The following is a 25,218-nucleotide window of genomic DNA, read 5'->3' as shown; positions in this document are numbered from 1 at the left end:
GCAGACCCATCCGGCTCCACGACAACAGGGGTTACCGAACACCCTTTACAGTGATCGCTGCGCCCCGGTCTCGTCGGCGCCGGTCGACGCGTGGGGGTGCAAAAGATGAGCAGGTCCGAGGGGCTGGGGGCGGCGGAAAGCCTTCCGGCCCACAACGACGGCGCCCCCTCACCTTCACCCTCGCCGGCGAAGTCCCCGAGACAGCCTGCTCGTCCGCAACGCCTTCAAGCCGGTGGCCCCGACCTCGAGCCGGTGCCGTGATCGTGCCTGGGGAGCAGCCCGCGCGAACTCCCCTTGTGAGGACCCACTGCTCAACGCACGTTCCGCTCTCTGGCCGCGAAAGACGGTAGAGTTGATAGTTGTCACATGACAACTATGTCGGCAGAGGCACATACCGGCTCGGAACGAAACGGGACAGGACGGTCTCAGGATCTGCCGGTGTACGGGCACTTCCTGAAGACGATCGCCGCATCCAGTGGTCCATCCGAGGATGTCTGCTGACCCAACCAGCGCTTCTCGAAGAAATGACCCTGACCATGACGAACTTCCTGGCCGTGGAACGTGCGCTGCGCACGGCGGCGCCTCACGACCTCTTCCGCACGGTGCGCGCTGCCCTGATGGAGCATTTCCGCGCGCTGGAGGTAGAACTCCTTATGGCCGACTACAGCCTCACCGTCCTGCAGCCGGTGACCGCTCTGCCGTACACGGCGGAGCCGCTGCCTGTTCACGCCAGCTCGGAGGGCCGCGCGTTCGGCAGTCAGGAGCCGTACGGGCAATACGCGGCGCAGGACGGTGCCGTGGACCTTCACCTGCCGGTGACCGTCCGCGGCGATCGCCTGGGCATCCTCACGGTGCGCATGCCAAAGGATGCGTGTACCTCCGAGACCGTCGGCGAGCTGACCGACCTGGCAGAGCTGCTGGGGCACGAGATCGTCGTGGCCGAACGCGACACCGATCTGTATCTCCAGGCCCGCCGTGCGAGCCGTCTCACCCTGGCGGCCGAGATGCAGTGGCAGCTACTGCCGGCACGGGCATGCTCCCGGCCGGAGTACGCCATCGGAGCTCAGCTGGAGCCGGCGTACGACATCCACGGGGACAACTTCGACTGGTCCACCAGCGCCGAGACCCTCACCCTCACGGTGACCAATGGCATGGGGGAAGGGATCCGGGCTTCGCTCCTGACCAATCTTGCCGTCAATGCGCTGCGCAACGCCCGGCGTGCCGGTGTCGGCATCGCCGACCAGGCGGCGCTGGCCGACCAGGCCCTCTACGGGCAGTACCGGGGGCGCGAGTACGTATCCACCCTCCTTTTGTCCTTCGAGCTGAACTCCGGGCGCGCGCAGGTCGTCGATGCCGGGTCTCCCCAGCTGTGGCGGTACCGGAACAGGTGCGTGGAGCGCCTCGAGTTCGAGGCGCAGTTCCCCTTGGGGATGTTCGAGGAGTCGCCGTACACCGCGCAGGAGTTTCAGGCCCTGCCCGGTGACCGGTTGGTCTTCGTAAGTGACGGGGTGTATGCGGCCGCAAGCGCGGGGGGTGAGGCGTACAGCGAGCGTGCTCTGGCCCGGGCGATCCAGGCCACCAGCTTGCTGCCGGCCGCCGCGGTACCCCGGGCGATCCTCGAGGAACTGACGGCCTACCGGGCCGCCGACGCCGATGACGATGCGATGGTCCTGTGCATGGACTGGTTCGGTCGGGCCGCCGCGAGCTGAGACGTACGCGGGACACGGCGGCACCGTGGCTGCGTGGCGGGGCGCATGTTGCGCGCGGCGGGGATAATTTCCTGGCAGGGGGCAGACGAGGCATATCCGTTCAGATCTAGAACCTGTCACCGGCGGCGCCTTCCTGAAGGGACCGGCATCTGCCTAGGGAGTGACGCCAACAGTGAGCCGTGCGGAACCGCCCGAAGATCCGCTGTACGAGATGGCCTGCGGGGTGGCCGAGGCTGCTGGGGCCTTGATGGACCTCTGGGAGCGGGCGGCTCAGAGCGCTCCTCCGCGCCTGTCGGCTCTGCAGCTGCGGGCGCTGGTGGGGGTACGGGGTTCGCCCGGGATCAATCTCACCCGCCTGTCCGAGGAAATCGCCGCGACGGCTCCCGCTACCAGCAGGCTCTGCGACCGGCTGGAGGCCGCCGGGCTGCTGCGCCGCGACCGCGCCGACTCCGACCGACGTGAGATCGTCCTGACACTGACCGAGCACGGTCGCCAGGCCATCGACGTACTGCTGGTCCAGCGCAGCCGAGCGATCTATGAGGTTCTCGGACATGTACCGGTCGAGCAGTGCCAGGAGCTCCTGAGCGGTCTGCGAGCCTTCACCCGGGCAGCAGAAACGGCCCCGCCTGACCGCAGGCAGTGAGCGCGCGGGGTTCTCTCCCCCCCCCCCCCGGCGTGGAGTCCGTCTGCCGGCGGGCGCCGCTGATGAGGTACGACGCAGTGCTCAGGCCTCGAGAGGCTGCCTTCCCCGCCAGTCCAGGCAGATCACCGCCGCGTCCTGAGTGAGGTCGCTGCCTCCGTGGTACTGCACGAGCCCGTCGACGAGTGCCTGGGCGGTTTCCTGAGTCGAGGATCTCTGGGTGGCGGCTATGGTCTCGCGCAGGGCGCGCTCACCGAAGGCACGGCCGTCCTGGCCCTGGGAACCATGCACGCCGCTGCTGACGATGACCAGCCGGTCCCCCGGGGCGACACTGAAGGGCGTCTTGCGGTACTCGGTCTCCTGGAACATTCCCAGCGGGGTCTGGGTTTCGAGGGCCACCCGTTCCACCAGGCTGTCGCGTACCCGGAACACCTGCGGGGAGCCGGCGTCCACGGCCTGGCCTGAGCCTGTGCCCAGGTCAAGGCTGAGCAGCAACGTCGGTGCGCTGCGTTTCCCGCCGTACTGGGCATACACCGCCTCGCTGGCGAGAGAGGCCTGCTCTTCGAGGGGGACGCCGGCGCGGCGGGCGTTGCGCAGTGCACTGACGGCGAGGTTCGTCAGCAGGGCGGCGTCGATGCCGTGCCCCTGACCGTCGGTGCACGTGACAGTCAAGACATCGTCGGTGGTGTTCCAGTCGAAGTTGTCCCCGCCGATGGCGTAGGCCGGTTCCAGGTGGGCGCCGAGGGTGTACTCCTGTCGGCTCAGTCCGCGGCCCGGAAGAAGCTGCCACTGCATCTCGGCGGCCAGGGTGAGGCGCCGACGGCGGCGGGCCTGCAGGTAGAGGTCGGTGTCCCGTTCGGCCACGATCAGCTCATGCCCCAGGGCTGTGGCGAAGGCGGCGAGTTCCAGCGTGCGCAGAGCACCCTCGGCGGGCTCGGGAAGGCGCACGGAGAGCACGCCCAGGTGGTCGCCGCGCACGGTGACCGGCAGGTGGGCGATCACGATGCCGGGGGCGTCGGTGACCTCGACGACCGGCGCCTGGGCGGCGAAAGCCCGGCCGGCCGCCGAGCCGTCGCGGACCGGGACCTGGGATCCGGTGTGGGGCAGCTGCGTGACCGGTTGGAGGACGGAAAGGCCGTAGTCCGCCAGCAGCAGGGTCACCTCGCTCGCCTGCAGGTAGGTGGCCAGCAGGCGGCCGGCCGCCGGCAGGAGCGCGGTAGGGGGCGCGGCCCTCAGCGCGCTCTCCGCGGCACCGAGCCAGACTTCTGAACGGTTTCTCATGGCCTTTTCCCTCATGACCTGCATGTGCCCCCGTCGGCGTGAAGTCCAGCTGCCCAGCCGGGTGCGTGTCGTGTTCACGCCCCGCAGCGGGGTGCGGAGCGGGGTCGGACGGGTGCAACCTGTGAGGGTGTGCCGGTCGCTCGGCGGCTTTTGTCTTGTCGGGCGGGCTGTCAGGCGGTTCTGCTGCCCGTGCTGTGTCCGGTCTCCTCGGGGCCTATGTGGAGGCGTGCCGCAGTGCGGAAAGTCTGCAGGCTTTCGGCCAGAGCTCCGAGGTCTGCTTCGGGGACCCTCGTCAGGACGGCCTCGATCTCACCCGATCGCCAGGCGCGCATCTGTTTGAGCGCCCTGTGTCCGCCGGGGCTCAGTCTGAGTTCGACTTCACGGCGGTTGGCCGTCCCGCGAGAGCGCTGGATGAGGCCCGCCGCTTCCAGCCGGTCGCACAGACGGCTGACCGAAGGCGGCGTGGAGCCGAGCGCTTCGCCGAGGTCGCGCAGGTTCACGCCGTCCCATTTTTCGATCACGGTCAGCACGCGGAGCTGCGACGGGGAGACCGGAGGGAGGCTCGAGGCTTCTCCGCTTCGACCCCAGAGCACCTCCAGCATTTCCAGAAGCCTGCACGCCTCAAGGGCCACTTGTTCGCGGCTGACCGATGGCGCGATGCGGGGCATTTCCTCGCCCGGCCACCCGGGTACCTGTTTGTCAGTCGCCTCGTTGTCGAGCACCTGTTGGTACCTCTCGCTGGACGAGCTGGGAGCCGGCGTGCGGCGGGAACGGGGCCGGCCGGACCCGCCCGGAGTCGGGGAGGTCCGGTCCAGCGGCTTGCGCCGCTGGGTATGAGGCTAGCCGAGAGTCACCGGTCGGAGAACGGCAGGAGGCAGAACACGCTCTCGCAACGGGCTTGTCATTGTTCAAGGAGGCGGAAGGCTAAGGAGGCGGAAGGCTGCGGCGAAACGCCATGGCCAGGGTGTCATCCGCGTGGAGAACGATGGTGTGCATGTCGGCAGCGATGGCGGAAGGGATCTCGGCCACGGTGCGGTGGGCGTGGGTCTGGGCGGCCTGGACCAGCCGGATCTCACCCTCCAGCAGGTCTTTGCGGCTTTCCGTGAGGCCGTCGGTGTAGAGGAGTAGGAGATCTCCCGGGGCGAGGGGCATGGACAGGACGTCGTCGCTTCCGGGAAAGGGGAACCCGATGCCGCGGCCACGCACCTGGAGATACTGCGCGCTGCCGTCGGCACGCACCAGCAGCGCGGGCGGATGGCTTCCGTTGGCGATCTGCATTTCTCCGCTGGCGGGATCGAGTCGAACCAGGAGCACGGTCGCCATCAGTTTCGGGTCGAACGGCATGAGGATGTCGTGGGTGCGGGCCAGGATCGACTGCAGCGGATGGCCTTCGAGGGCCAGGGTTCGCACGGCGTGGGTGACGTTGAGGGCGCTGCGGGTACTGCGTACGCCGTGGCCGACCGCGTCCACGACGGTGATGTGGAGGGTGCCGTCGGGCAGGATGAACCAGTCGTAGAGGTCGCCGCCCGTGGGGGCGGTGGGGTCGGCGGGCGCGTAGTGGACCGCGAGCTGGAGGCCCGCGACGACAGGTGGCGGTGGCCGCAGGGCGTCCTCGAATTCCCGCAGGACCTCTCCGTACGCCTGGCGCAGCCGCTCGTCCTGCTCCTCGAGCTGCACGTAGAGGGCGACGACTCCGGCGTTGGTCTCGGCGAGTTCGTGCTTGAGGAGACGGTATTCGGCGGTAAGGCTGTCGGCCCGGGCGAGCGCGGCGCGCATTTCCTCGTCGCTGTCGCACGATTCGACGGTCGGCGGTACCTGCGAGCCGACGGGCGAGGGCGCCAAGCGGTGATCGTCCGTACACGGCGGGTCGACGGCAGGCGTCGAGATGTGCCAGGTCGCCGTATGACCGGAGATCGCCGGTGCGGGAAGGGGCAGATCGCCGGGAACGACAGATCCTGCGATCCGGGACGCATGGAAGGTGACGGTCAGCAGGCCTCCGTCGCCCGGTCCGCTCTCGCACGACGCGGTGAGAGCGACGGACCGGCCGGCACGGAACTCGGGTTCGGCGAGGTCGGTCACCGACAGCACCAGGCGGCCGCGGACATCTGCCGGCAGCCGATGGTCCCGGGCCAGGGACCTGACCGCCTGGCGGAGCGAGGCCGACGTGGCATAGCGGTTCAGGTGCACGAGGCCTCCCGTCGCGGGCGGGCCGTCAGCACGGTGGCGTCGTCCTGAAAGCGGCGGTAACGGTGTGCGATCGCTGCCGCGAGCAGCGGAACGGGCAGGCGCAGTGTGAAGTCCGAAGGGGTGTGCGAGCACCGCGGGTCGATGCCGTCGGTGTGCATGAGGATCGTTGTTCCTGGCGGCAGGCGAAGCCGGCGCACCGACGGAGCGGGCATGCGCCAGCCGACAACGCCGGGCTGGCCACTCACGCGGTCGTGCACCTGCTGGTGGGAGAGGGTGACCAGGCGTACGTTGCCGATGCCGCAGTATTCGGCCCGGTCGACGTACAGGCGGGTGATGCCGACCGCGGCGCCCCGGCTGTGGCGCAAGGCTCGGTGCATGGCGGTCAGGATGTCGGGGAGGGGCGCTTCGGCGGCGGCGTGGAAGGAACGCAGAGCGCTTCGGGCGGCTTCGGCGGCCTCGGGGCCGTGGCCCAGTCCGTCGATGACGGCCGCGGTGCGGACTGTGCCGGTCTCCAGGACCGCGGCGGTGTCTCCGCTTTGCGCTTCCTTGTCAGCGGGCAGGCAGACGAGTCCTGTCTCCTGTCGGGCGGCTTGCAGGTCGCCGGGGAGAGCCAGTCGGGCGCAGGCCAGGGTTCCGGTGCCGGGGTGGGTCTCGATCGCGAAGGACGTCGCGATGCGCTTGACTGCGCCGAGGCCGGCGCCGAGGGTGCTGGTGGTGCTGTATCCGTCGGTGAGGCACCGCTGGAGTTGCGGCATGCCGGGGCCGTGGTCGGCGGCAAGGATCTCCAGGCCGCCGCCCAGCGGGAGCGGCTGGATGTAGAGGGCGCCGTCGGTGGCGTGTTTGACCACGCTGCTTGCGAGTTCGGAGGCGACGACCGCAGCCCGGTCCGGTAGGGCACCGGAGAGGCCGCACGCCTTCGCGGCGGTGCGGGCGGTTTCCGCCGCAAGGTGTACGGCGCTGTAGTGGTCGATTCGGATGTACGCGGTCGGGGCCGCGAAAGGCAGGGTCACGGGCGTGCCCATCGGGTGACCGTCACCGTCGTGCCCTGACCTGGCGTGCTCTGCACGGCGAAGTCGTCCATCAGGCGTTTCGCGCCGCCCAGGCCGTGGCCGAGTCCGCCGCCGGTCGTGAACCCGTCGGCGAGGGCTTGCTGGATGTCGCCGATCCCGGGGCCGCTGTCGGTGATCGTCAGCCGCAGTCCTCGTCTGCCGTCCTGGCGCGGGTGCTCGATCACCAGCGTTCCTCCTCCGCCGTGAACGTAGGCGTTGCGGGCCAGTTCACTGGCGGCGGTGACCACCCGTGTCTGGTCCACGATCCCGAAGCCGGCTTCGAGGCTCGCGGCACGTACTGCATGGCGGACCGACAGCAGGTCCTCCTCAGTACGCAGAGCGAGCTGCACGGGATCGGCGGGCTCATCGGGAATGGGTGGGGCGGGAGGGGCGGATGCGGGTGCGTGGACGCTGTCAGCTCGCTGTGTCATATGGGGCCCCCTTCAGGGGCTGCTGGCTCGAATGCCATCCCAGAACGGACATGGCCTGTTCTGCGTGGACAGCGGTTTCGACTCCGGTGAGTTCCAGGCCCAGCTCGACGAGCGTGACGGCCACCGCGGGCCGCATGCCGGCCACAATCAGCCGGGCTCCCATCAGGCGGGCCATGGCGGTGACTTCCATGAGGGTGCGGGCCGCGAAAGAGTCGATGATCTCCAGACGGGAGATGTCGATGAGCACACCGCGGGCCCTGTCCTGCGCGATGCGTTCGGTGAGTTCCAGGCTGAACGCGACCGCGGTCCGGTCGTCGAGGTTGTCGAGGAAGCCGGTCACCAGGACGTCCCCCAGACGCAGGATGGGGACCGCGACCGGTGGGCGGGGCGTCACCGGGAAACCAGGCTCTGCGGTCCCGGACCGGCTCCGGCGGTGATCTTCACAGCCTCGGACAAGGCGTCGGAGAGAGTGGCCCTGGTGAGAATGCCGGACAGGTCGATGCCGAGCTGGGCGATGGTCTGCGCTATCGACGGCCGGATGCCGCTGATGACACAGTCCGCGCCCATGAGGCGCACCGCGTGGACGGTGTGCATCAGGTGCTCGGCGACCGCGGTGTCGACCGTCGGAACAGCAGTGATGTCGATTATCGCAACCTGTGCCTCGTGCTCTGCGATGGCCTGGAGAAGGTTCTCCATCACCACCTGGGCACGCGCGGTGTCGAGGGTACCGATCAGCGGAACGGCAAGGATCTGGTGCCACAGCCGTACCACCGGGGTCGATACCTCCAGCAGCTGACGGCTCTGTCGGCGGATGATCTCCTCTCGTCCTTCGACATAGGTGGCGAAGGACAGGGCCCCTGCCGCGTCGAGGAGTTCGTTGACCAAGAGCGCGGCCGCGAAGAGGTTCCCGGCGTCTTCTGTGTTGTGCTGCACCGCTTCCAGCAGTGCCTCTTTCAGAGCGAGGACCGCCAGGAAAGTGGCCGTCGGGGTGGCTCCCGCACGGGCTCGACGCAGAGACATCTCGGTCACGGCTCGGTTCAGGTCGGCGTGAGCGGTCACCACCTGCTTCACAGGCAGTGAAGTCCCCAGGCCCGCCAGAAGGGCGGACACGAGGCGGTCTGCTTCCTCCCTGAGCTCGCCCTCACCCATGCCGTTTCCCAATTCGGCCTGATCCAGCTGCAGCCGCACCCAACAGTCCGCCACCGCCTCAGCGCGCTCCTGCAGCACTTTCGTGAGACGCTGTCGCACGTCGGCCGTACTGCTGCTCATCTGGCTCCTTCACCATCCTTGGCGCTCCCCGCAAGGCGAGCGACGCGCGGGACGAGCTTCACCAAATACCCCGCACGCGCAACTATTGTCGTGCGGCAAATATACGCACGGCATCCAGGTAAGGGGAACCCCGCCCCCCGCCGAGCCCCGTCACGGCGCCCGGCCGTGCACCGCCACTCACGGCCCGAATGGCCGCGTCTGCTTCCCAACAGGGGCCAACGCCACGGGTGGCTCGGCTATGCGGAGGGCTGTGGCTATGGCCAGGGACAACGGCCGCTGCCACTCACCCGTACGGCCCCGATGGGCCGCGTACGGGCGGTCGGGTCCGAGCGCAGTGGGCGACGGCGCGGGCGCCGGTCGCGCTCGGCCTGCATCGTGATGCACGACACTCTCAATTCCACGGCCGCGTTCAGAAGCCGCTCATGTCCGTGTTGACGGGAAGCAGCAGGCCGGGCAGTGCTGTCCGCGGCCGGATCTCGAAAGGCCGGCTCGCCGTGGCGGGAGAAGTCCTCGACGGCCACGTCCTGAACAGAGGCTGCAACTGGGCCGCAAAGCGGCCGCCGCCCTTCCACCGAAGTGACGTCCGCCTTCCTCACCTGTAAGGATGCGGCCGCCCGGGGCCCAAGAGCCCGTGGGGGCAAGGCAGACGGTTCAGGGGAGCACGGCACCTGCCCAGGGCTGCTCCAGGCAGTCATGCCGCGAAGGGCTGTCACCGTCGGTTCCACTGCATCTCCTCAAGCGCAGCCCCCTCCTTCGTGGTCATCGAACGCGACGAACGCCTCAGCCCCACCCCAGGCGCTCGGCGTCGTCGGCGGCAAGTTTCCGGCGCAGCTTCGTGGCGATGAAGGCGGACAACACCGAAACGGCGGAGTGAAAGCTCGCAGGCGTGAATCTGGGGGTGTGTGCCGTGCTCCATTCGGAGGGCAACGAGCCGAGTCGGCCTGAGCGGCGCCGATCCTGCAAGAGAGCTGTGCGTGCAGCTCCGTCAACGAAAGGCAAACGATGCTCCACTACGAGTTGCTGAACCACCCCGAGGCCAGGGCCAAACTTGGCGACAGTGACCGACAGGGCATGTCCTACGCCGATGCGGTCGCCAAGGGCGTGCCGGCCGTGGCCGCGAGCGCAGCGAAGACCACTGATGCTTCAACCGGCAAGCAGTACAGCATGACGCCGACGGGACTGGCGGTCTTCATCTCGGACGGCACAGGCAGCGCGCTTGAGAGGAGCATCCGCGAGATGCGGGGCGCCGGGTGGTCCAGGGCGTGGACCGGCGGCAAGGTCGACCTGACGAACAAGGAGCTCGAGGGAAAGTCCCGCCAGGAACTTGCATCCGCCCCGCTGACCGGGCCGCTTCTCCTGCTGCCGGACGACCCGAGCTTCTTCGACGGGCCGGAGTTCAAGGAAGGGGGCAGGGACGCCATGGCGGCGGCGCAGCGTCTGGGATACAGGTTCACCAGCGGCGACCCTGCAGAGAAGTGTTCCTTCGTGGCCGCCTACCGGTTCCCCTCCGAAAGGGAGAGGGCACTGGCGGACGGCAAGGTGCTGTCCGACCCGACGGACGGAGTGCGCACGGAGAAGTCGGACACGGGCGTGCAGAAGATCAACGCCAAGGCCACCGCCCAGATCAGCTCTGTAGGGTCTGACGGTAAAGCGGGGCTGGAACTGCACATCGCCGCCGACCTGTTCTCCTGGTACGGGATCAGCATCATCGGGGCCTGGGGCCGGGCCGATCAGGCACAGGTCATCGGGGTGGGCACCCTGCGCAGGCCGGACGGAGCGGGACATTATCTGTCGGACGCCAACCGCCTTGAGCACCTGCGCGAAGAGGTGACCGTGGGCGGATACCTCGGCATGACTCTGAAGTTCAAGGAACGTCTCAGTCCGGGTCAGCCCTACATTCTGGACTGGGCCTGCACACGCCCGTCGAACGACGGCACCAGGGACCGTCAGCACGGCGTCAGCGTGTCAGGGAAGCTGTCCTTCACACTCTGACGACGACCTGACGAATCCGAAAAAGGGGGCGGCCGCGCCGGTACGGTCGCGAGTGCCGTCATGGGGAGCGGGGCTGCCGAGCCCTGACTCCGAGCGCCTGAAGGCGCTGAAGGAGCAGTGGACGGCGGACGCCACCGCTCTCCAGGCCAAGGCGCTGACGCGGACGAGGTGGCCGAGATCGCAGCCCGCTACGCGGCCCGTTCCCAGCAGCTGAATGGCCGATGGCGCACGTGCGCCGGCGCTTCGCCGTGATGTCGCGAGGTGAGGGTGCGCGGCGCCGCAGAACGATCACCTCTACGCCGCCGATGCCCCCGCCACAGTCCCGGGCGACATCCGCGAGAGCCTGGCGCTCCTCGCCGCCGTCCCGCGCGCCGGCCCCACCCCGCGAAGGACCGTACCGACCTGGCACGTCCGGCCGTCGGATTCTCCGGCCTGGTGGCGATTGCTGGACCGGCGAGGAGGCCGTCGTCACCGAGCCGGGACGCGGTCCTCCTGAGCGGGGCCTCGGGCCCCAGACGAAACCCGGGGCGCACTCCGGCGCGTACGCCCACACCAGAGGGCCGCGGGGAAAGCGTCGCTCCAGGCACCGGCCAGTCAGCAGAGGCGGCGGTCCCGCTGCTCGTCCCCGCAGTACGACGGCGAACTCCACGCGCTGATCCGGACCAGCGACTTCTGACCCCGATACCGAGGCCGCCGGGATTCCACGCGCCCGCCCAGCGGCGGAGGCCGCCACCCGCACGGTGTCGGCCTCCAGCCCTTCGGATCGACCCCGGACCGGGCAGCTGGCGCTCCGAGCAGCTTGCCAGTAAGTCAGGACGGTCGCCGCAGCACTTCATCCGGGTCGCCGAACTCGCCGTGCAGCCGGTACGCCCGCCCCGCCTGGGGAGGGCCGGCCGCTGGTCATCACATGCAGCCCGCCAGTGGTTGTCACCAGCGGCCGCGTTCGAACCTTGACGGCCGTCAGGGGCTGATGATCAGCCCCACCGTCGCCAAGGCGCCGCCCGCGAGGGCCAGGAGGGCCATTCGCCGGGCGTTGCGTACGTAGCCCAGGCGGCGCTTGCGCTCCCTGCGGACCGCGACCTTCGTCCCCAGGTGCACCCGCCTTATGTTCTGCGGGTCGAAGACGAGGGGGTAGCTCTCTCCGACGACGTGGGCGTGGCCCACGCTCGCACCTTTTTGGTGCCGGCCGGAGCCTTCCGGGGACTGCCACTCGTAGACAGCGCTCGCGTAACCGTCGGTACCGAACGGCACGAGGCTCACCAGCTCCGCTCGCACCTCGACGCCTGATTCGTACAGCTCCGTCATCTTCTTGAGCTCCGCTCCTTCGCCTTTGATCAGCATCAGGCCGAAGAAACAGAAGGCCGCGGATGCGACGACGGCAAGGAGGAGCACGGTCATCACCAGGTTCACAGACGGACGGTACGGCACCACAGGTTCAATCCGAAAGCCCCGCAGACTCTTCACCAGCAGGGACTTCGCCACCTACGATCACGCGCATGTCGATCTCTTCGCCCGTCCCCGTCCTCCTTGGCGACAGGGGCACCGAACTCCGCTCCACCGGTGAGGAGCTGCTGCTGCGGCGTCCGGACGCCGAGCTGCGCATACCGTTCGCCGCGATCGCCCGGGTCCATGCCGAACGGCGCGACATCCTCCTGGAGTTGACCGCTCCGGCGGGAGTCGATCCGACGGTGTACCGCGTCATCGACGTCAGCGCGGCCGCCGCAGGTGTCTTCGCCGACGCGGTGAACGCCGCTCTGCCGGAACGGACCCCGGACGAGGAGACATTCGACGGCTCCACGCTGGTCGGGGTCCGAAGCCTGGTCATCGGTGACGAGGGCGAAGACGAAGCGGACGAGAACCTGGTCCGCGTCGGATTGCCCTCCCACGGCATCCGGCTGATGTACACCGGCTGCGCGGCCATCGCGGCCCTGGCCGTCGTCGTCGGTGTGCTGGACGGGGACTGGAGTCGAGGCATCGCGACGCTGCTGCTCGGGGCGTCGGGCGTGGCCTGCACCTTTTTCGTTGTGATGCTGTTCGCGATGGTGTGGCGGGACTGGTACCTGCCCCGCTACGGCATCACTGTGGAGGGGCGTCAGGTGTTCCGGGAGGACGACGGCGACACCGTCCACGCGTTCTCGGCCACCGACGGCGTGACCCGCTACATCCTCGGCCACAACAAGGGGAAGGCGGTCCGGATCGCCTACCACCCGAAAAACCCCGCGTACGCCATCGTCTGCCCTCCGACGGGCGACAGGGTGCTCATGCTCGTGGTTTCGACGGTCGCCGCCGTCATCTCGGGGTTCATGAACTACGGGACGTACCAGCTCGTGCTCCCCGCCTTCACAGGCTGATCCTCGTCCTGCGCATCGGGTCGTGCCGCAGCGGCACGGACGGCTCGGCTCCCCCGCGTCGCCGAGAGCTTCACCCCTGTCCATGGATGTCCGGGCGCGGCCTCGGTGAGGTGCCCCCAGCGACCTGCCGGGCGGCGTCCGGGCACAGCGGTACGGTCCGGCCGACCGCGCGCAGCCCGCCGCCGGTCGTGGCGGCCGACGACGAGGAGCTGCGGGCGGGTCAGGGTGCCGGTGATCGCGCCGACGATCGCCTCCGTGGTGTCCCGCCTTCTGATCTTGGTCCAGCCGCGGTGGCCGGGCAGATAGCGGCTGTTCAGGGGCTTGATCAGGACCCCCTCCACGCCCGACACGTCCGTCCGGGTCTGAAGCCATTCCTGGCCGTCCTGCTGCAAGAGCCGCCTTGACGTCCGACAGCTCGACGGGCACGAACTGCTATCGCGCCCGTACACGGAGCGGCGCGCTCTCCCGAAGCAGCTGCCCCGGGACGCTCTGCCCGATCACCACCGACCCGGCCAAGGTGCGGGAATGGCTTCAGACCTGGACGGATGTTTCCGGAGTGGAGGGCATCGAGGGAAGGAGCACGCCGGTCCACCGCGAGACCAACGGGTTCGGCCGCCCCGGCGGTGTCAAGTCCCGAAATCCCGGTGCACGACCCCGCGGGGGTGGCTCCGGCCTACTGGAATCGAAGCCAAGGGCGCCAGATGGGAGCCCTTCACTACCACCGGGAGAAATCCATGGCTCGCAAGATCCGGAAGAACTCCGTGCGCCTGAAGGTCGCGACGATCGCGGCGGCGGCCGTGGCGGTCACGGGAGGCGTCGTCCTTCCCGCCACGACGGCGATGGCGGACCCGACGACCGACGAGATCACCGTCTCGTACGAGCCGGACCCCCCAGCAGCGGCCCCCGTGACCTGGGGATACACCCCTCCGGCAGAATGAACCGCTGAACACCCCGTACGCGAAGCCGACAGGTTCGCAGCTGACGGACCCGGCACAGCTTCCGTGGCATGCGCCAGCATCGCCTCAACCGGCGGTCTCAGCGTCACCAAGGGCCTCCCTCACGGCTTGCCTGCCCCTCTTCCAGGCTCTGCCATACCTGCCGGAGACGGCTCTGCAGGGCAGCATCGCGTCATCAAATCCGAGGGGCGCAGCGGGCCCGTCGCAGGCGCCCTACGGGGGCTGGTGCGACAACGGGCGGCATGCGTCGCTGGCCTGCCCCTTACCGCGCTGCCCGCGTCAGGATGCGTCACCATCCACCCCGGCCCGCACGGCCGGACACCGGAGCCCGCTGCCCCTCTCCCCCATGCGCGAGTCTGCGACCGTGCCTCCAACCGACGCCGACCGTGCTCCCGCCCCGGCCTGCCGTACGCCCCGCCGCCCAACCCAGGCCCAGGAAGGCGAATCGACCAACGCCCGCACCGCCGCACCGCCCGGTACGACGCGCGCCAGGGTCGGGGGCCGCGGACATGGCGGAGCTGTGCCACGCCGCGCACGGCGTCACCGGCCCCCGTGACCGCGCTCTGCCACCAGAGTTACTGCGACTGAGCCCCGTAACCCCCAGACGGCCAGATACACGCTCAGTACTCGGTGGAGCGCGGGACGGTCCCCACGGCGGTGGCGATCCCCGCGCTGGACGTGTGCCAGCCCGCCATCGACCGAGGAGACGACTATTCCGTGCGCTGAGGCCTGACCCACTTCCTCCTCGACGGCCACAAACTGGAGGCTGCCGCCACAGCCGGCCGGCAATCCTGCTCGGCCCGAGCGACCGGATAATTGGCGAGACATCCCTGCGCCCCCTTTCCCGCGCTCGCGCACACGGCCCTGTCGAGACTCCCGATCGGCCGGTGGACGTCGTTGCGGACTTCGGCCAACTACAACGCTCAGGCGATGGGGCAGGCCGGCTCGACCGCGCGGGCGCGCACGGGCCGCCCCGCCAGGGCCGCCCGACGCGACGCCGACGATTCCACTCCCGCTGTCATCTCGGACGAAATCGTCGACGGCGCAACGAGCAACGAGCAACGAGCAAAAACAAGAGCATCGTTCGAGGGCTACAGCGTCTGGAGGCGTGTGGGACCAGCGGGACTCCCAGGAGCCGCGGGGTGCTGCGGTGACGCCGGCACCCGGCACCGTCATCCGTCTGCCCCCTCGGCCGTGGTCCTGCCTGTTCAGGCTGCTGGGGCGACGGCCGGGCCGAAGACGTGCCGTGCAGTCCATGGCGGATGCATCGCAGTCCGAGGAAGCCGCTCTCACCGAGTCGGCAAACTTGCCCCACGCGCGGCGCGCGGCAGTCGTTGCTCGGCCATCCTGCTCGGGCGGTGACGGTCGCACGGGGCCTTGGATTCGCAAGAACCGAGACCGTGTCACACAGGATTGACGTTGGGGTGGTCATGGACCCCAGGCCAGTCGGCCGAGGTCGAGGCGGCCTCGGGCCCGCGTCATTGCAGCATAGGCCAGGCATGTCTCCGGGTCGCCGATGCGGCCGGGTCGCGGGCGGCGTAGTCATGGAGTTCACCCCAGGAGATGGCGTTCACCGGCTCGTGTACGGAGGCTTCGCCGGCGGTGTCCCCACGTTCTTCGCTCGCTGCTCCGCGTTGGGCGAGAACAGGCACTCGCTGCGCGGGCGGCCCATCGTGATGGAGCCTCTCCCCGTGCTGGGCCGTGACGCTCCCTGCGGCCTGTGGATCGCGCTGCCGAGCGTCAACGTCGTCTTCTACGAACCCCACACGAGCCCCGCCCATCTGGACCTCATCGAATTCCACGAACCCACGTCCTGTGCGGCCATTCCGGAGTTCTGGAGCTGTCCCACCTGGCCGCGCCCTTGCCTGATCTGACACCAGATGCCGTGACCCAGGGGATCGGAGCGCAGAGGACCAGCTACGACACGGTCGAGGAGCAGGAGGCTTTGGAGGAAGCCGAGGCCGGTGCCGACGGCGCTGGACCATCCCGGCACTCGGCACGGCACCCCTTCCCGTCCCATAGCCGCACGAGGACCAGACAGAGGCCGTCTCCCCACCTCAGGAGACGGCCTCCGCCTCGCCCCGTCCCGGCACCTCCCGCGAGGAGAGTCCCTCGGGGCTGGTCGACCTGTTCGTGCGACGCAAGCACGTGAGGGAGCCTCAAGAACGGCGAACCATCACCGCGCATTGCAGTACTGCTCCCTCAGTCAGGCACGACGAAGGAGTAGTAGATGTGCTTCGGGTCGTTCCAGGACAGGCCCTTGTCGATGTATGCGGCCGCATATCCGGAGTCCTGGCAGTCTCCTTTGTAGAGGTAGATCCTCGTATTGGTCCGATTCTGGCCGGCTACTGCCCCGTAGGTCATGTTGTAGCAGGAGCTTCTCCACGGCCTGAGAACATTGTGCTTCGTCCCGTCAGGTTCGATGTAGTGGAAGTAGCACACTTTGGCGCCTGGATCGCAGGCTGCCGGGGGGTCCGCATGTGCAGCTGTCGGAACACCCACGGCCCCCAGAGCGATACCGCACGCACAAGCCAGGGCAATCATGGATCTTTGATGAGACATCTCATTCCTCCTTCTCGTGCTGGTGCTGCGACGTGAAAACGACTCCTTCCTCTCTCAACCTGCAAGAGATCGTCCAAGGGCTGCCTTCCGGCCCGTCACATCCTCGGCCCACATCGTCAGCTTGGCCCGACGACCTGCTTGTCCTCGCCTTGCTTTCCTGGGCGACCAGATCTCGAGCAGCATTCCGTCATGGAAGATGCCGTTCCTTCGGCCGGTGCCGATCGTGGTCTCGTCGGCGATGCAGAACATGGCGCAAGACCGTGCCGGGGCGTATACAAATCAGTCTCAGTTCCGTGTCCTGAGCCCGCAACTCCACTCTTCCGGCTCGGCGTTCCCCGATGAGCCGGTCCAGGAGAGGTACGGCAGAGGCGGCCCACGCCTGCTCACGGGAGCCGCCGGGACGATGACGACGCGATGACGACGCGGTGACGCGCGTTGCTCGGCACTCACCGCATCGGCGGCCCCCGAAGCCGGCTCGGCGGGATGACGGGCCGCAGCCCTGGCATGTCCTGTGCCCAACTCGGCGGCCGCGGGAGCGCATCCGAGCGGACAGACTCACTGGACGCCCGAGTCCCGAGACGCAGTAGCCTGGACAGCAGAGACTCCGCCTACTCCTCGTTTCTGCAATCACGAGGAACGCAGCACACCCCTCGCGTGCTGCCGCCGTTGGTCGTACAGCAGCCGCAAGGCCGCTGAGGTGCGGCCGTCAGCATTTGCTCTCATATATGGGGCGGCATCAATGAACGGAACTCCAGGAGAAGCGTTCTTCGGTATCGCACTGGTCGACACCGTCAGGAACGGAGAAAAGATCCCGGCTTTCAAGAGGGTCGAAAGCTTTCTGCAGCTGTTCGGCTACCTTCGCCAGGACCACACCTGTCGCGGCGTGCTCACCGACGAAGTTTCGTCGGCCCTCGGCAGGTACCAGCAGCAACATGCCATACGGATCACGTACGAGTTCGACGAAGCGACACGTGCCCAGATGACCACTGCCAGGTGCGCCATGCCCGACCCTCTGGGGATCGAGTGGGACAAGAACTGCCCCTGGGATCGAACCGATCTGACGTACGCCTTCGACTCGGGAACCTCGGACACTCCCGGGGACAGCGAGTTCGTGGCGGTTCGCAGCGCATTCGAGACCTGGGAGATCCACACCCCCCCGAGCTTCTACGAGGTTCACCCGACGGACAGCCCGGACATCATGGTCGGGTGGCGCCCCACGAGAGATCCGGACTACGACATGACGGGCAAGACGGTGGCGCATGCCGACTTCCCGCCCGATTGTGAGTTGTTGGATCCCGGATTGCCTCAGCCGTTGCACTTCGACAACGGAGAACAATTCTGGGCCATAGGCGCGCAGCCCGGCGCTCACGACGTGGAGTCGGTTGCCCTGCATGAGATCGGACACATCATCGGCCTGGAACACTCCACCGAGCCCAACGCGGTGATGTTCTCTACCCTCAGTTCGAACACCTTGCGCCGGAAGCTGACCCAGGACGACATAACCGGAGCCGAGGACCTGTACAGCTAGCCCGAACTCGACGCCCCACCACGGTCACGCCTGCGGGCCGTGTCCCGCAACTGCCCCAGCAGGCTCAGTTCCGCCGTTCGGGCCCGAAACTCCGATCCGGGACGACGCCGTTCTGCGGTATGCCTGCCCGCCGACGGCGGCCGCACCGGTGACGGAGGCGATGACGCGGGAGTGACGGCCCCCGCCTAACGTGCAAAACATCCGTGGCGTGCGGTGCGCGTCCGCCGCGCCGCGCCCCCGCGCACTTCCGAGGGGAGCGGACATGAACCCGTATGAAAACCCTGATCAACCGCCGCCCGAGTCGGGACCGGGCGTGGGCCTCGGCCCGTCCGGGTTCCAGACGGTCGAGGAGTTGGATGCCGCCGGGCTGACCCGAGACATGGACATGGGTGGCATCGTCGTGACGCTGCTGCGCCGCGAGGACATGCTCATGCTCGAGTTTCGTTTCGGGGACCTGCTGCGCACCGGTTTGGGTGCGCAGCAGCGCCTGGTGACGAAGTCCGCCACCCAGCCGGGCTTCCTCCACGTCCGGATGCCGCCACAGGCGACGCTGGAGGAGGCCACCCCGTCGGCAAGCCCGTCGACCGCAGTCAAGCAGGCGTGGTTCGCCGCCCTGAGCGACCTCTCGTTCAGAGTGCCGCCCGGTGCGTCGATCCCGTTCACCGCCGCAGGGCTGCTGAACTGGGCAGGACTGGCGACGGACTCGGCACGTCTGGAGTGCGTATGGGGCCTCGGGCTGACTCCGGAGACCCCCGCACAAGTGGTGTGGCTGCACGCGACCGAGCCGGTCACCGGCCCGACCGGTGCGGTCGGAATCTGGCACACGCGCCTCGCCCTCCCGCCCGCCGCGTCCGGCCCTCCCGGGACCCCGTCCCGGCTGCCGGTGCCGGTCAAGCCGGCCGAGGTCGTCAACGACACCGAAGGGTTCATGAGCTCCCTCTCCGCGGGTGACCGCCGTGCCATCGGAGCGTCGATGGCAGGGCGGCCCGCGCTGGCCCAGGACCTGACGTTCAGCCCGCTCGGTGCGAACGTCGACCTGACGGGCAACTGGCTGGGCCTGGCGAGCACCACCGTGATCATGTACCGCCACGAGTCCGTCGGCGGCCGGGACAGCACGGTGAACGTGCTCAAGCGCGGCTACCTCCTGCCCTTCGGCTTCCCCGCGCTGATCACCACGCAGACCGAGCGGCGGCTCGATCATGGTCTCGTCCGCACCAGCGTCCTGACCGTGCTGCAACCCGACGTCACGTACCAGGACGTCGCAGCTCTCCCCAACGGGCGCCGCGGCTTCCCGTTCGTGCGGGTACGGCTCAACGGGCCGCTGAGCGCCGACGTCATCGACGCCACCGATCCCCTGACGGACGTCGGGTTCTGGGTACGGGGCCCCGGGGCGGCCGACGGACGGCTGCGGTTCAGCCTGACGGCCGAAGACCTGCGGGGGCACCTCGTCGCCTTCACAGCGCCGCTGGTGTTCGTGAACGGGGACAGGGCCCACGGCGACTTGTCCGCGGCTCTGGCCGCGTTCAACACTCAGGCGGAGAAGACCGACCTGCCGGCCGCCGGCCGCCTGGAACTGGCGCCCGCGACCGGAGCGGATCCTGAATCGACCACGGTGGACGTCGCGGTCCTGCGCATCGGAGCGGTGCGGTCGAGCGCCTCCCAGGCGGACCTGGAGAAGGCCGGGCGGCTCGCGGCGCTCCCCGAGCTGCTCTCGGTGGACGCGCGGATCCCCTCCCTGGACTCCGTCGCCGAGCGCGGCGCGACGGGGGACGACGGCGCGGCACGGAAGGTCGATGCGGTACGGGAGGACGATGCGGCAGAGGAGGACGATGCGGTACGGGAGGACGTTGCGGCCAGGGCTGCCGTCCACACCCTGCTGCTCGACAAGACGTACGTACAGCACGGTCTGACAGCCAGCCGGCAGGTCTACGCACAGCTGAAGACACCGGTCCCCGTCGCCCCGCCCGTCACCGCGTCCGGCGGGATCGCCAAGCTGGACCTCAAGGTCACGGGACTGTCGAGCGCCACCGGTCTGATCGGTGGCGACCTGGTGAAGTTCAAGAGCGGCACGTTCGACCCGGCCGCCTTCTTCACCCCGCCCCCGGATCCGCCCGCATCCGGACCGCCGCTGCCGTGCCCGACCAGGCTCCTCGGCTTCGTCGACCTGACGAAGCTGGTGCCCTCCGTATCCATGCCTCCGGCCGGAGCGGGCGACGGCACGGACGTCCCCCGCATGGTCACCAAGGTGCTGCGGCGGCAGTACAAGCCACCGCACGCGGTGGAGACCACGCTCACCTGGCACCCCAAGCTGACGCCCACCCGGGAGGGTCCGCTCAAGACCACAGCCGACACGGCACTGGACCTGCGCTGCGTCGGGCTGATGAACCTCGACGGGAGCGGTCCACCGGTCACCGAGGTACGCGGAGAGCTGAGCCGGTTCACGCTGTCGTTCGCGGATGTGCTCGACGTGGAATTCCAGCGCATCGCGTTCACCAGCAAGTCCGGCACCACGACCTCGCTGGACGTGAAGGTCGGCAAGGTGGGGTTCTCCGGCCAGCTGAAGTTCCTCGACGAGCTGCGCCAGTACCTGCCGTCGATCGCGAACGGTCCGCGCATCAACGTCGACAGCGACGGGATCGACGTCGGCTACACCCTCGCCGTGCCCAGCGTGGCCATGGGTGTGTTCTTGCTCCAGAACCTGGCCCTGTCCGCCTCGGTGCGGCTGCCCTTCAACGGCGACCCCGTGGAGGCCACCTTCGCGGTGTCCTCGCGCGAGCACCCCTTCCTGGCCACCGTCTCCCTGTTCGGCGGCGGCGGCTTCCTGGCCCTGACCGTCAACACCAGCGAGGTCGTCAGGCTGGAGGGACAGGTGGAGTTCGGTGCCGCCGTCGCGCTCAACCTCGGGGTCGCCAGCGGCTCCGTGAGCGTGACCGCCGGCGTGTACCTCCGGCTGGACAAGAAGGGATCGTCCATTACGGGCTTCCTGCGGGCCTACGGTGAGCTGGACATCCTCGGCATCGTCAACATCTCGGTCGAGTTCTTCCTCGGTCTCACGTTCCAGCCGCCCAAGACCCTGTACGGCTATGCCTCCGTGACCGTCCGGGTACGGGTGGCCTTCTTCTCGGAGTCGGTGACGATGAAACTCGAACGCTCCTTCTCGGGCGGCAACGATCCGTCCTTCGCCCAGGCGTTCCCCACGGCTCAGCCCTGGCGGGACCGCTGCGCCGCATTCGCGCCGATGGAGTAGCCATGAAACAGGAAACCGTGGTGTGGACCCTGCTGCCGGACCCGGCGGCTCCGGCCGCCGGCGACGGGCTGGCCCGCCTTTCCCTCATGTTCGGACTTCAGCTCACCGACGACCAGGCCTCGGCCGGCAGCCTCGTCCCCCTGACGGGCTTTTCCAACGCCAAGGCCTGGCCAGGCTTCCCCTTCAGTTTGAATGTCAAATTCCGGTTGGAGGGTGGCGCGGTGAGGACCATGCCGGCCACGGTCCAACCGGTCGCCCAGCCCTCCCTGTGGGGGAAGATCTTCGCAGCTTCCCAGGTCAAGCCCTTCGTTTTCGACCGCACCGTGGCGGCGCACCCGTTGGAGTCCTACCCCGCCCACCTCGTGCTGGAGTCCCTGCGAGAGGAGTACGGCCGCCTCTTCCCCCTCTCGGACAGCCCGTACCCCGAGGTCCTGCCCGTCGCGTCCTTGGGAGGAGAGCATTCGGGCGGCGCCGACGGATGGACCTCCGTCGACCGTCTCGTCCGCCTGGTCGGCGCGGACGATCCCGCGCGCGCAGCCGACGCCCACGCGTCGTTGATCCGCGAAGGCGTACTGCCCGACGACTTCCAGGACGACCCGTACGGCTGGATGCGCCTCGCCGGCTTCCACGAACCGCTCACCCTTCCGCCCCGCGAGGCGGGGGACGAGGAGTCCGCGGAACTCAAGACGCCCGAGCGGGACTTCCACGGCCTCCTGGCAGCCCTGGCCGACCACCCGGGACTGTTGGAACAGCTCGGACTCGTGCGACGCGTGACGGTGCCACTGCCTGAGGAGCTGGCGGAAGGAAAGCCGACCGAAATCCAGGCCGTGCCGCTGCAGCATCCGGCCGTCAGGATCGACCAGCCCTTCACCCGCTGCGTCCTGCGCCAGGGCCGGCTCCTGCTGGCTCGGAAGAGCGGAGCCGAGGCCGCGCTGTACCTGCCGCTCGACGACACCGCCAAGTACGAGGTGGTCGACGTCGACATCGACGCGGCGGCGCTCGGCCTCCAGTCGTACGCCGCCATGCTGGCCGACCTGCCGAGGAACCGCGAGGCACCACGCCTGCTCGCGCCTGCCCTGCGCTCCGACGGGATCTTCGTGGTCGAGAGCGACCGCCAGATCGCCTTCCGCACCCAGCTGCGCGAGGCCCTTGCGATGGACAAGGACCTGGAGTCTGCCCTCAAGCCCGGCGAAGCGATCATCCTCCACGCCGACAACGTGCTCCAGGGCTACCGGGTGGACGTCTTCGACCAGGGCTCCGGCCGCTGGTACCCCCTGTGCCGCCGCACGGGCCGCTACAGCGTGCAGGGTTACGCCGGAGCGCTGCCCATCGACGACGAGGGCACCGTCAGCGACGGCCTGACCCGGGGCGTCGACGCCGCCGGGAACCCCGTGTCCCGGCTGCATCAGTCCCTGTTCCACTGGGGCGGCTGGAGCATGGTGGCCGCACTCACCGGCAAGATGATCGACCCCTCGGAGCACCTCCAGGAGCCGGGCCCCGCACCCGATGCCACCCTGCCCTTCTCCACGACCGTGCAGGCCGCGCCCGGGACGCTGCCGTCCCTGCGCTACGGCCGCACCTACCGCTTCCGGGCCCGCCTGGTCGACCTCGCGGGCCGCAGCGTGCCCTTCAAGGCCCAGCCGACGGCCGGCGAGCCGGCCAGCCCCCCGCTGCGCTACTCGCGCTACGAGCCCGTGCCCGCACCCGTGCTCGTGCCCCGCCGGCCGGTCACCCCCGGGGAATCCCTGACGGTGCTCGTGGTCCGTACGGACAACTCGAACGCCGCCGCCCCCGTGGTCGGCCCCACCTGCGAACGGCACCTGCTGGCCCCCAAGGCCAGCGTGCAGCTGCTGGAACGCCACGGAGTTCTCGACGTGCCCCGCGAACACCGGCTCGACCCGGCCGTGTACGCACTGCTCGCCCGCCTCGACGACGGCCGTGTCGAGGGCACGCTCGACCTTGGCGCCGGAGGCACCCCGTACAAGGACACCGACACCATGCAGCTGACGTGGGGATCCGACCCCATGTCGAGCGGAGCGGCACTGCACGGGCTGCCCGGGATGCCGGAACTCCTCGCCTCCTGGCCTCAGGGCAGCGGATGGCACGAACGCTTCCCGCTGCGGCTCGTCGTGGTGCCCGGCGCCATCGGAGGCGCCGCGCAGATCCCCGTCTTCGACTCCGCCGGACGGGTGATCCGCGTGACGGTGCCCCCCGCCGCCACCCACACCGTGCTGCTGAGCAGCATGCTGAAACGGGGCGACGAGGACCTGATGGCGTTGTGGCGGTGGTTCACCGAATCCGAGGGCCGCCCGGACGAAGAACTCGACGAACTGCGTGCCCGGGTCGCCGCCGGGCTGCTCGCCCAGCTCACGCCCACGACGGAGCTGCGTCTGATCCACGCGGTCCGCTGCCCCGTCACCGGTCCCGAGTTCGGGGAGATGAGCATCGAGCGCGGCCCCGGTGAGACCGCCTACGTCCTCAAGGCCCCGGCGATGAGCATCCATGAGGCCTCGACGCTGTCCGTGCACACGGAGGCCGCATGGACCGAGTACGTCGACGACCCGACGCAGGCCAAACCGGCCGCCGAGCCCTCCGCTCGGGCGGTCCTGCGCCAGGGCGACGAGGCCGTACGCGCCGACCGCGCCCACCGCCCGGCGGCGGGCGACGAGGACGACCCGGCCGTCCGTGCGGGTACCGTGACCGTGCCCTTCGAAGCGCGCCACGACGTGGGCGACACCCGCCACCGCGCGATCCGGTTCACCCCCGTGGGCGTGTCGAGGTTCGTCTCGTACTTCACCCAGTCGCGCAAGGTACGGCTCATCGGCAGGAACCCGGAGCCGGTGGCCTCCGCGTTCGTCCCCGGCACCGTCGTCGTGCGGGCGGCCCCCGCCGCCGCGGTCACGGCCGCCGGTACCCCCGCCGACCCCGGGGTGACGTACACCTTCGGCCGCGACTTCGTCGTGGACGACGCGCACGGCACGGTCGCGCGCCTCGACGCCAGTGCCATTCCGGACGGCACCGAGGTCCTGGTCTCCTTCACCACTCCCCCGGTGACGCGGGCCGGGACCACCGTCACCCGCCACGTCCCGGCAACCGCGCGGCCGCCGGCGCCCGCGGTGCACTCGGTGGTCCCCGCCTTCCAGTGGGAGCGCGGGACGGCCGGCTCGGCCCAGACGAGCACGCGGCTCGACGGTATGGTCCGGGTCTATCTGCAACGGCCCTGGTACGCCTCGGGCGAGGGGGAGATGCTGGCCGTCCGCGTCCTCGGGCCGACCGATCTCCCCGACGCAGCGTCCGCGAAATGGGCCACCATGTGGGGCCGCGACCCCATCCGCCAGCCGGGCTCCGCCCCGGTGATCGCCTACCCGCGGCCCGTCGACCTGCTCGGCGCCGTCGACGAGACGGTGCCCCAGGGCCATGCGATGGGCTACCCGGTGAAGTACGACGAAGAGCGCCGGCTGTGGTACGCGGATGTCCGCTTCCAGGCGCAGAACGTCTACCAGCCCTTCGTACGGCTGCGGGTGGCACGCCTGCAGCACAACGCGCTGCTCTCACCGCAGGACCTGAGGCTCTCGGCCGGGGTCGACGCGGGGTTCGTCCAGCTCCCGGCCCGCAGGCAGGCATCGGTGTCCGTGGTCGGCAAGGACGCGACCGTGGTGGTCACCGGCCCGCTGCCGCCGCCGGGCGCGGGCGGTCTGGCCACGCGGATGACCGTCAGGCTCCAGATCCGGCAAACCGGTTCGATCGACGACCCCGCGCAATGGATCACCCTCGACATCCCCGAGGCGACAGTGACGCTGCCACTCACCTCGACCGGTCCGATCGCCCGCTGGGAGGGCAGGCTGACACTGCTGGGCGCACCGTCCGAGGGGCGTCCGCAGCGTCTGCTGGTCCAGGAAGTCGAAGAAGTCCGCAGCGGTGCGCGGGGGCTGATCCAGCGGGTGTCCTACCTGGATACGTTCACCCTCTGACATCTCTTCTCGGCCGGTGACCGTCATACGTCGATGCCGGGTGGA

19 protein-coding genes are annotated in these 25,218 nt (G+C 69.2%); 9 read left to right on the top strand and 10 right to left on the bottom strand.

Annotated features, from left to right (window positions below):
• The first annotated feature begins 536 nt into the window (after positions 1 to 536).
• Together B6R96_RS33955 and B6R96_RS33950 are read left to right on the top strand one after the other, a co-directional pair.
• Entirely contained in the window at positions 537 to 1,709 is a 1,173-nt protein-coding gene (locus tag B6R96_RS33955) for a PP2C family protein-serine/threonine phosphatase (RefSeq protein ID WP_081525386.1), read from the top strand.
• Between the two features lie 172 nt (positions 1,710 to 1,881).
• On the top strand, positions 1,882 to 2,352 hold the full coding sequence (locus B6R96_RS33950; protein WP_078972131.1) for a MarR family winged helix-turn-helix transcriptional regulator: 471 nt from the start codon (positions 1,882 to 1,884) through the stop codon (positions 2,350 to 2,352).
• 81 nt (positions 2,353 to 2,433) lie between these two features.
• Here B6R96_RS33950 and B6R96_RS33945 read toward each other — a convergent pair whose 3' ends face one another.
• The 7 genes from B6R96_RS33945 to B6R96_RS33915 all read right to left on the bottom strand — a co-directional run bounded on the left by B6R96_RS33945 (position 2,434) and on the right by B6R96_RS33915 (position 8,566).
• Positions 2,434 to 3,630, bottom strand: a complete 1,197-nt coding sequence (locus tag B6R96_RS33945; protein WP_081524645.1) for a PP2C family protein-serine/threonine phosphatase — start codon at positions 3,628 to 3,630, stop codon at positions 2,434 to 2,436.
• Between the two features lie 170 nt (positions 3,631 to 3,800).
• Positions 3,801 to 4,352, bottom strand: a complete 552-nt coding sequence (locus B6R96_RS33940) for a MarR family winged helix-turn-helix transcriptional regulator (RefSeq protein ID WP_237291597.1) — start codon at positions 4,350 to 4,352, stop codon at positions 3,801 to 3,803.
• Between the two features lie 202 nt (positions 4,353 to 4,554).
• On the bottom strand, positions 4,555 to 5,817 hold the full coding sequence (locus B6R96_RS33935; protein WP_107475632.1) for a PP2C family protein-serine/threonine phosphatase: 1,263 nt from the start codon (positions 5,815 to 5,817) through the stop codon (positions 4,555 to 4,557).
• Positions 5,808 to 6,839, bottom strand: a complete 1,032-nt coding sequence (locus tag B6R96_RS33930) for a SpoIIE family protein phosphatase (RefSeq protein ID WP_081524644.1) — start codon at positions 6,837 to 6,839, stop codon at positions 5,808 to 5,810. Before B6R96_RS33930 ends, B6R96_RS33935 begins: the two co-directional genes overlap by 10 nt.
• The gene (locus tag B6R96_RS33925; RefSeq protein WP_081524643.1) at positions 6,824 to 7,297 is read right to left on the bottom strand and encodes an ATP-binding protein; all 474 of its coding nucleotides are present in this window, start codon (positions 7,295 to 7,297) and stop codon (positions 6,824 to 6,826) included. Before B6R96_RS33925 ends, B6R96_RS33930 begins: the two co-directional genes overlap by 16 nt.
• Entirely contained in the window at positions 7,281 to 7,691 is a 411-nt protein-coding gene (locus B6R96_RS33920) for an STAS domain-containing protein (protein ID WP_053703599.1), read from the bottom strand. Before B6R96_RS33920 ends, B6R96_RS33925 begins: the two co-directional genes overlap by 17 nt.
• Positions 7,688 to 8,566 carry an STAS domain-containing protein gene (locus tag B6R96_RS33915; protein WP_081524642.1) on the bottom strand — a complete coding sequence of 293 codons (879 nt, stop codon included), beginning with the start codon at positions 8,564 to 8,566 and terminating at the stop codon, positions 7,688 to 7,690. Before B6R96_RS33915 ends, B6R96_RS33920 begins: the two co-directional genes overlap by 4 nt.
• Before the next feature lie 1,002 nt (positions 8,567 to 9,568).
• Here B6R96_RS33915 and B6R96_RS33910 point away from each other — a divergent pair.
• Complete coding sequence (locus tag B6R96_RS33910; protein WP_081524641.1) at positions 9,569 to 10,558, top strand: hypothetical protein; 990 nt, start codon at positions 9,569 to 9,571, stop codon at positions 10,556 to 10,558.
• 960 nt (positions 10,559 to 11,518) lie between these two features.
• Here B6R96_RS33910 and B6R96_RS33905 read toward each other — a convergent pair.
• Complete coding sequence (locus B6R96_RS33905) at positions 11,519 to 11,968, bottom strand: DUF3592 domain-containing protein (protein WP_159396413.1); 450 nt, start codon at positions 11,966 to 11,968, stop codon at positions 11,519 to 11,521.
• A gap of 86 nt (positions 11,969 to 12,054) precedes the next feature.
• Here B6R96_RS33905 and B6R96_RS33900 point away from each other — a divergent pair, with 86 nt between their 5' ends.
• Positions 12,055 to 12,909 (top strand): hypothetical protein, encoded by an 855-nt coding sequence (locus B6R96_RS33900; protein ID WP_081524639.1) that lies wholly within the window; start codon positions 12,055 to 12,057, stop codon positions 12,907 to 12,909.
• On the opposite strand, the gene B6R96_RS37440 is transcribed toward B6R96_RS33900, so the two are convergent.
• A complete protein-coding gene (locus tag B6R96_RS37440) occupies positions 12,867 to 13,301 on the bottom strand; it encodes a hypothetical protein (protein WP_159396412.1) in 435 nt (144 codons plus the stop codon). The genes B6R96_RS33900 and B6R96_RS37440 overlap by 43 nt on opposite strands.
• Positions 13,302 to 13,643: 342 nt before the next feature.
• Here B6R96_RS37440 and B6R96_RS37435 point away from each other — a divergent pair, with 342 nt between their 5' ends.
• Positions 13,644 to 13,847, top strand: a complete 204-nt coding sequence (locus tag B6R96_RS37435; RefSeq protein ID WP_159396411.1) for a hypothetical protein — start codon at positions 13,644 to 13,646, stop codon at positions 13,845 to 13,847.
• Between the two features lie 1,709 nt (positions 13,848 to 15,556).
• On the top strand, positions 15,557 to 15,739 hold the full coding sequence (locus B6R96_RS37430) for a hypothetical protein (protein ID WP_159396410.1): 183 nt from the start codon (positions 15,557 to 15,559) through the stop codon (positions 15,737 to 15,739).
• 328 nt (positions 15,740 to 16,067) lie between these two features.
• Here B6R96_RS37430 and B6R96_RS37425 read toward each other — a convergent pair whose 3' ends face one another.
• Positions 16,068 to 16,229, bottom strand: coding sequence for a hypothetical protein (locus B6R96_RS37425; protein WP_159396409.1), 162 nt, complete (start codon positions 16,227 to 16,229; stop codon positions 16,068 to 16,070).
• 937 nt (positions 16,230 to 17,166) lie between these two features.
• Between B6R96_RS37425 and B6R96_RS33875 the strand changes: the two genes are divergently transcribed.
• The 3 genes from B6R96_RS33875 to B6R96_RS33865 all read left to right on the top strand — a co-directional run bounded on the left by B6R96_RS33875 (position 17,167) and on the right by B6R96_RS33865 (position 25,173).
• A complete protein-coding gene (locus B6R96_RS33875; protein WP_053703584.1) occupies positions 17,167 to 17,955 on the top strand; it encodes a matrixin family metalloprotease in 789 nt (262 codons plus the stop codon).
• Between the two features lie 262 nt (positions 17,956 to 18,217).
• Positions 18,218 to 21,202 (top strand): hypothetical protein, encoded by a 2,985-nt coding sequence (locus B6R96_RS38360; RefSeq protein WP_237291596.1) that lies wholly within the window; start codon positions 18,218 to 18,220, stop codon positions 21,200 to 21,202.
• A 2-nt stretch (positions 21,203 to 21,204) separates the two neighbouring features.
• The gene (locus B6R96_RS33865) at positions 21,205 to 25,173 is read left to right on the top strand and encodes a hypothetical protein (RefSeq protein ID WP_081524635.1); all 3,969 of its coding nucleotides are present in this window, start codon (positions 21,205 to 21,207) and stop codon (positions 25,171 to 25,173) included.
• Positions 25,174 to 25,218 lie beyond the last annotated feature (45 nt).

The sequence above is a fragment of the Streptomyces sp. Sge12 genome (genome assembly GCF_002080455.1).
In the GTDB taxonomy this organism is placed as follows: Bacteria; Actinomycetota; Actinomycetes; order Streptomycetales; family Streptomycetaceae; genus Streptomyces.
The sequence above is the reverse complement of the archived record's forward strand: the minus strand, read 5'-3'. Positions and strand labels throughout refer to the sequence as shown.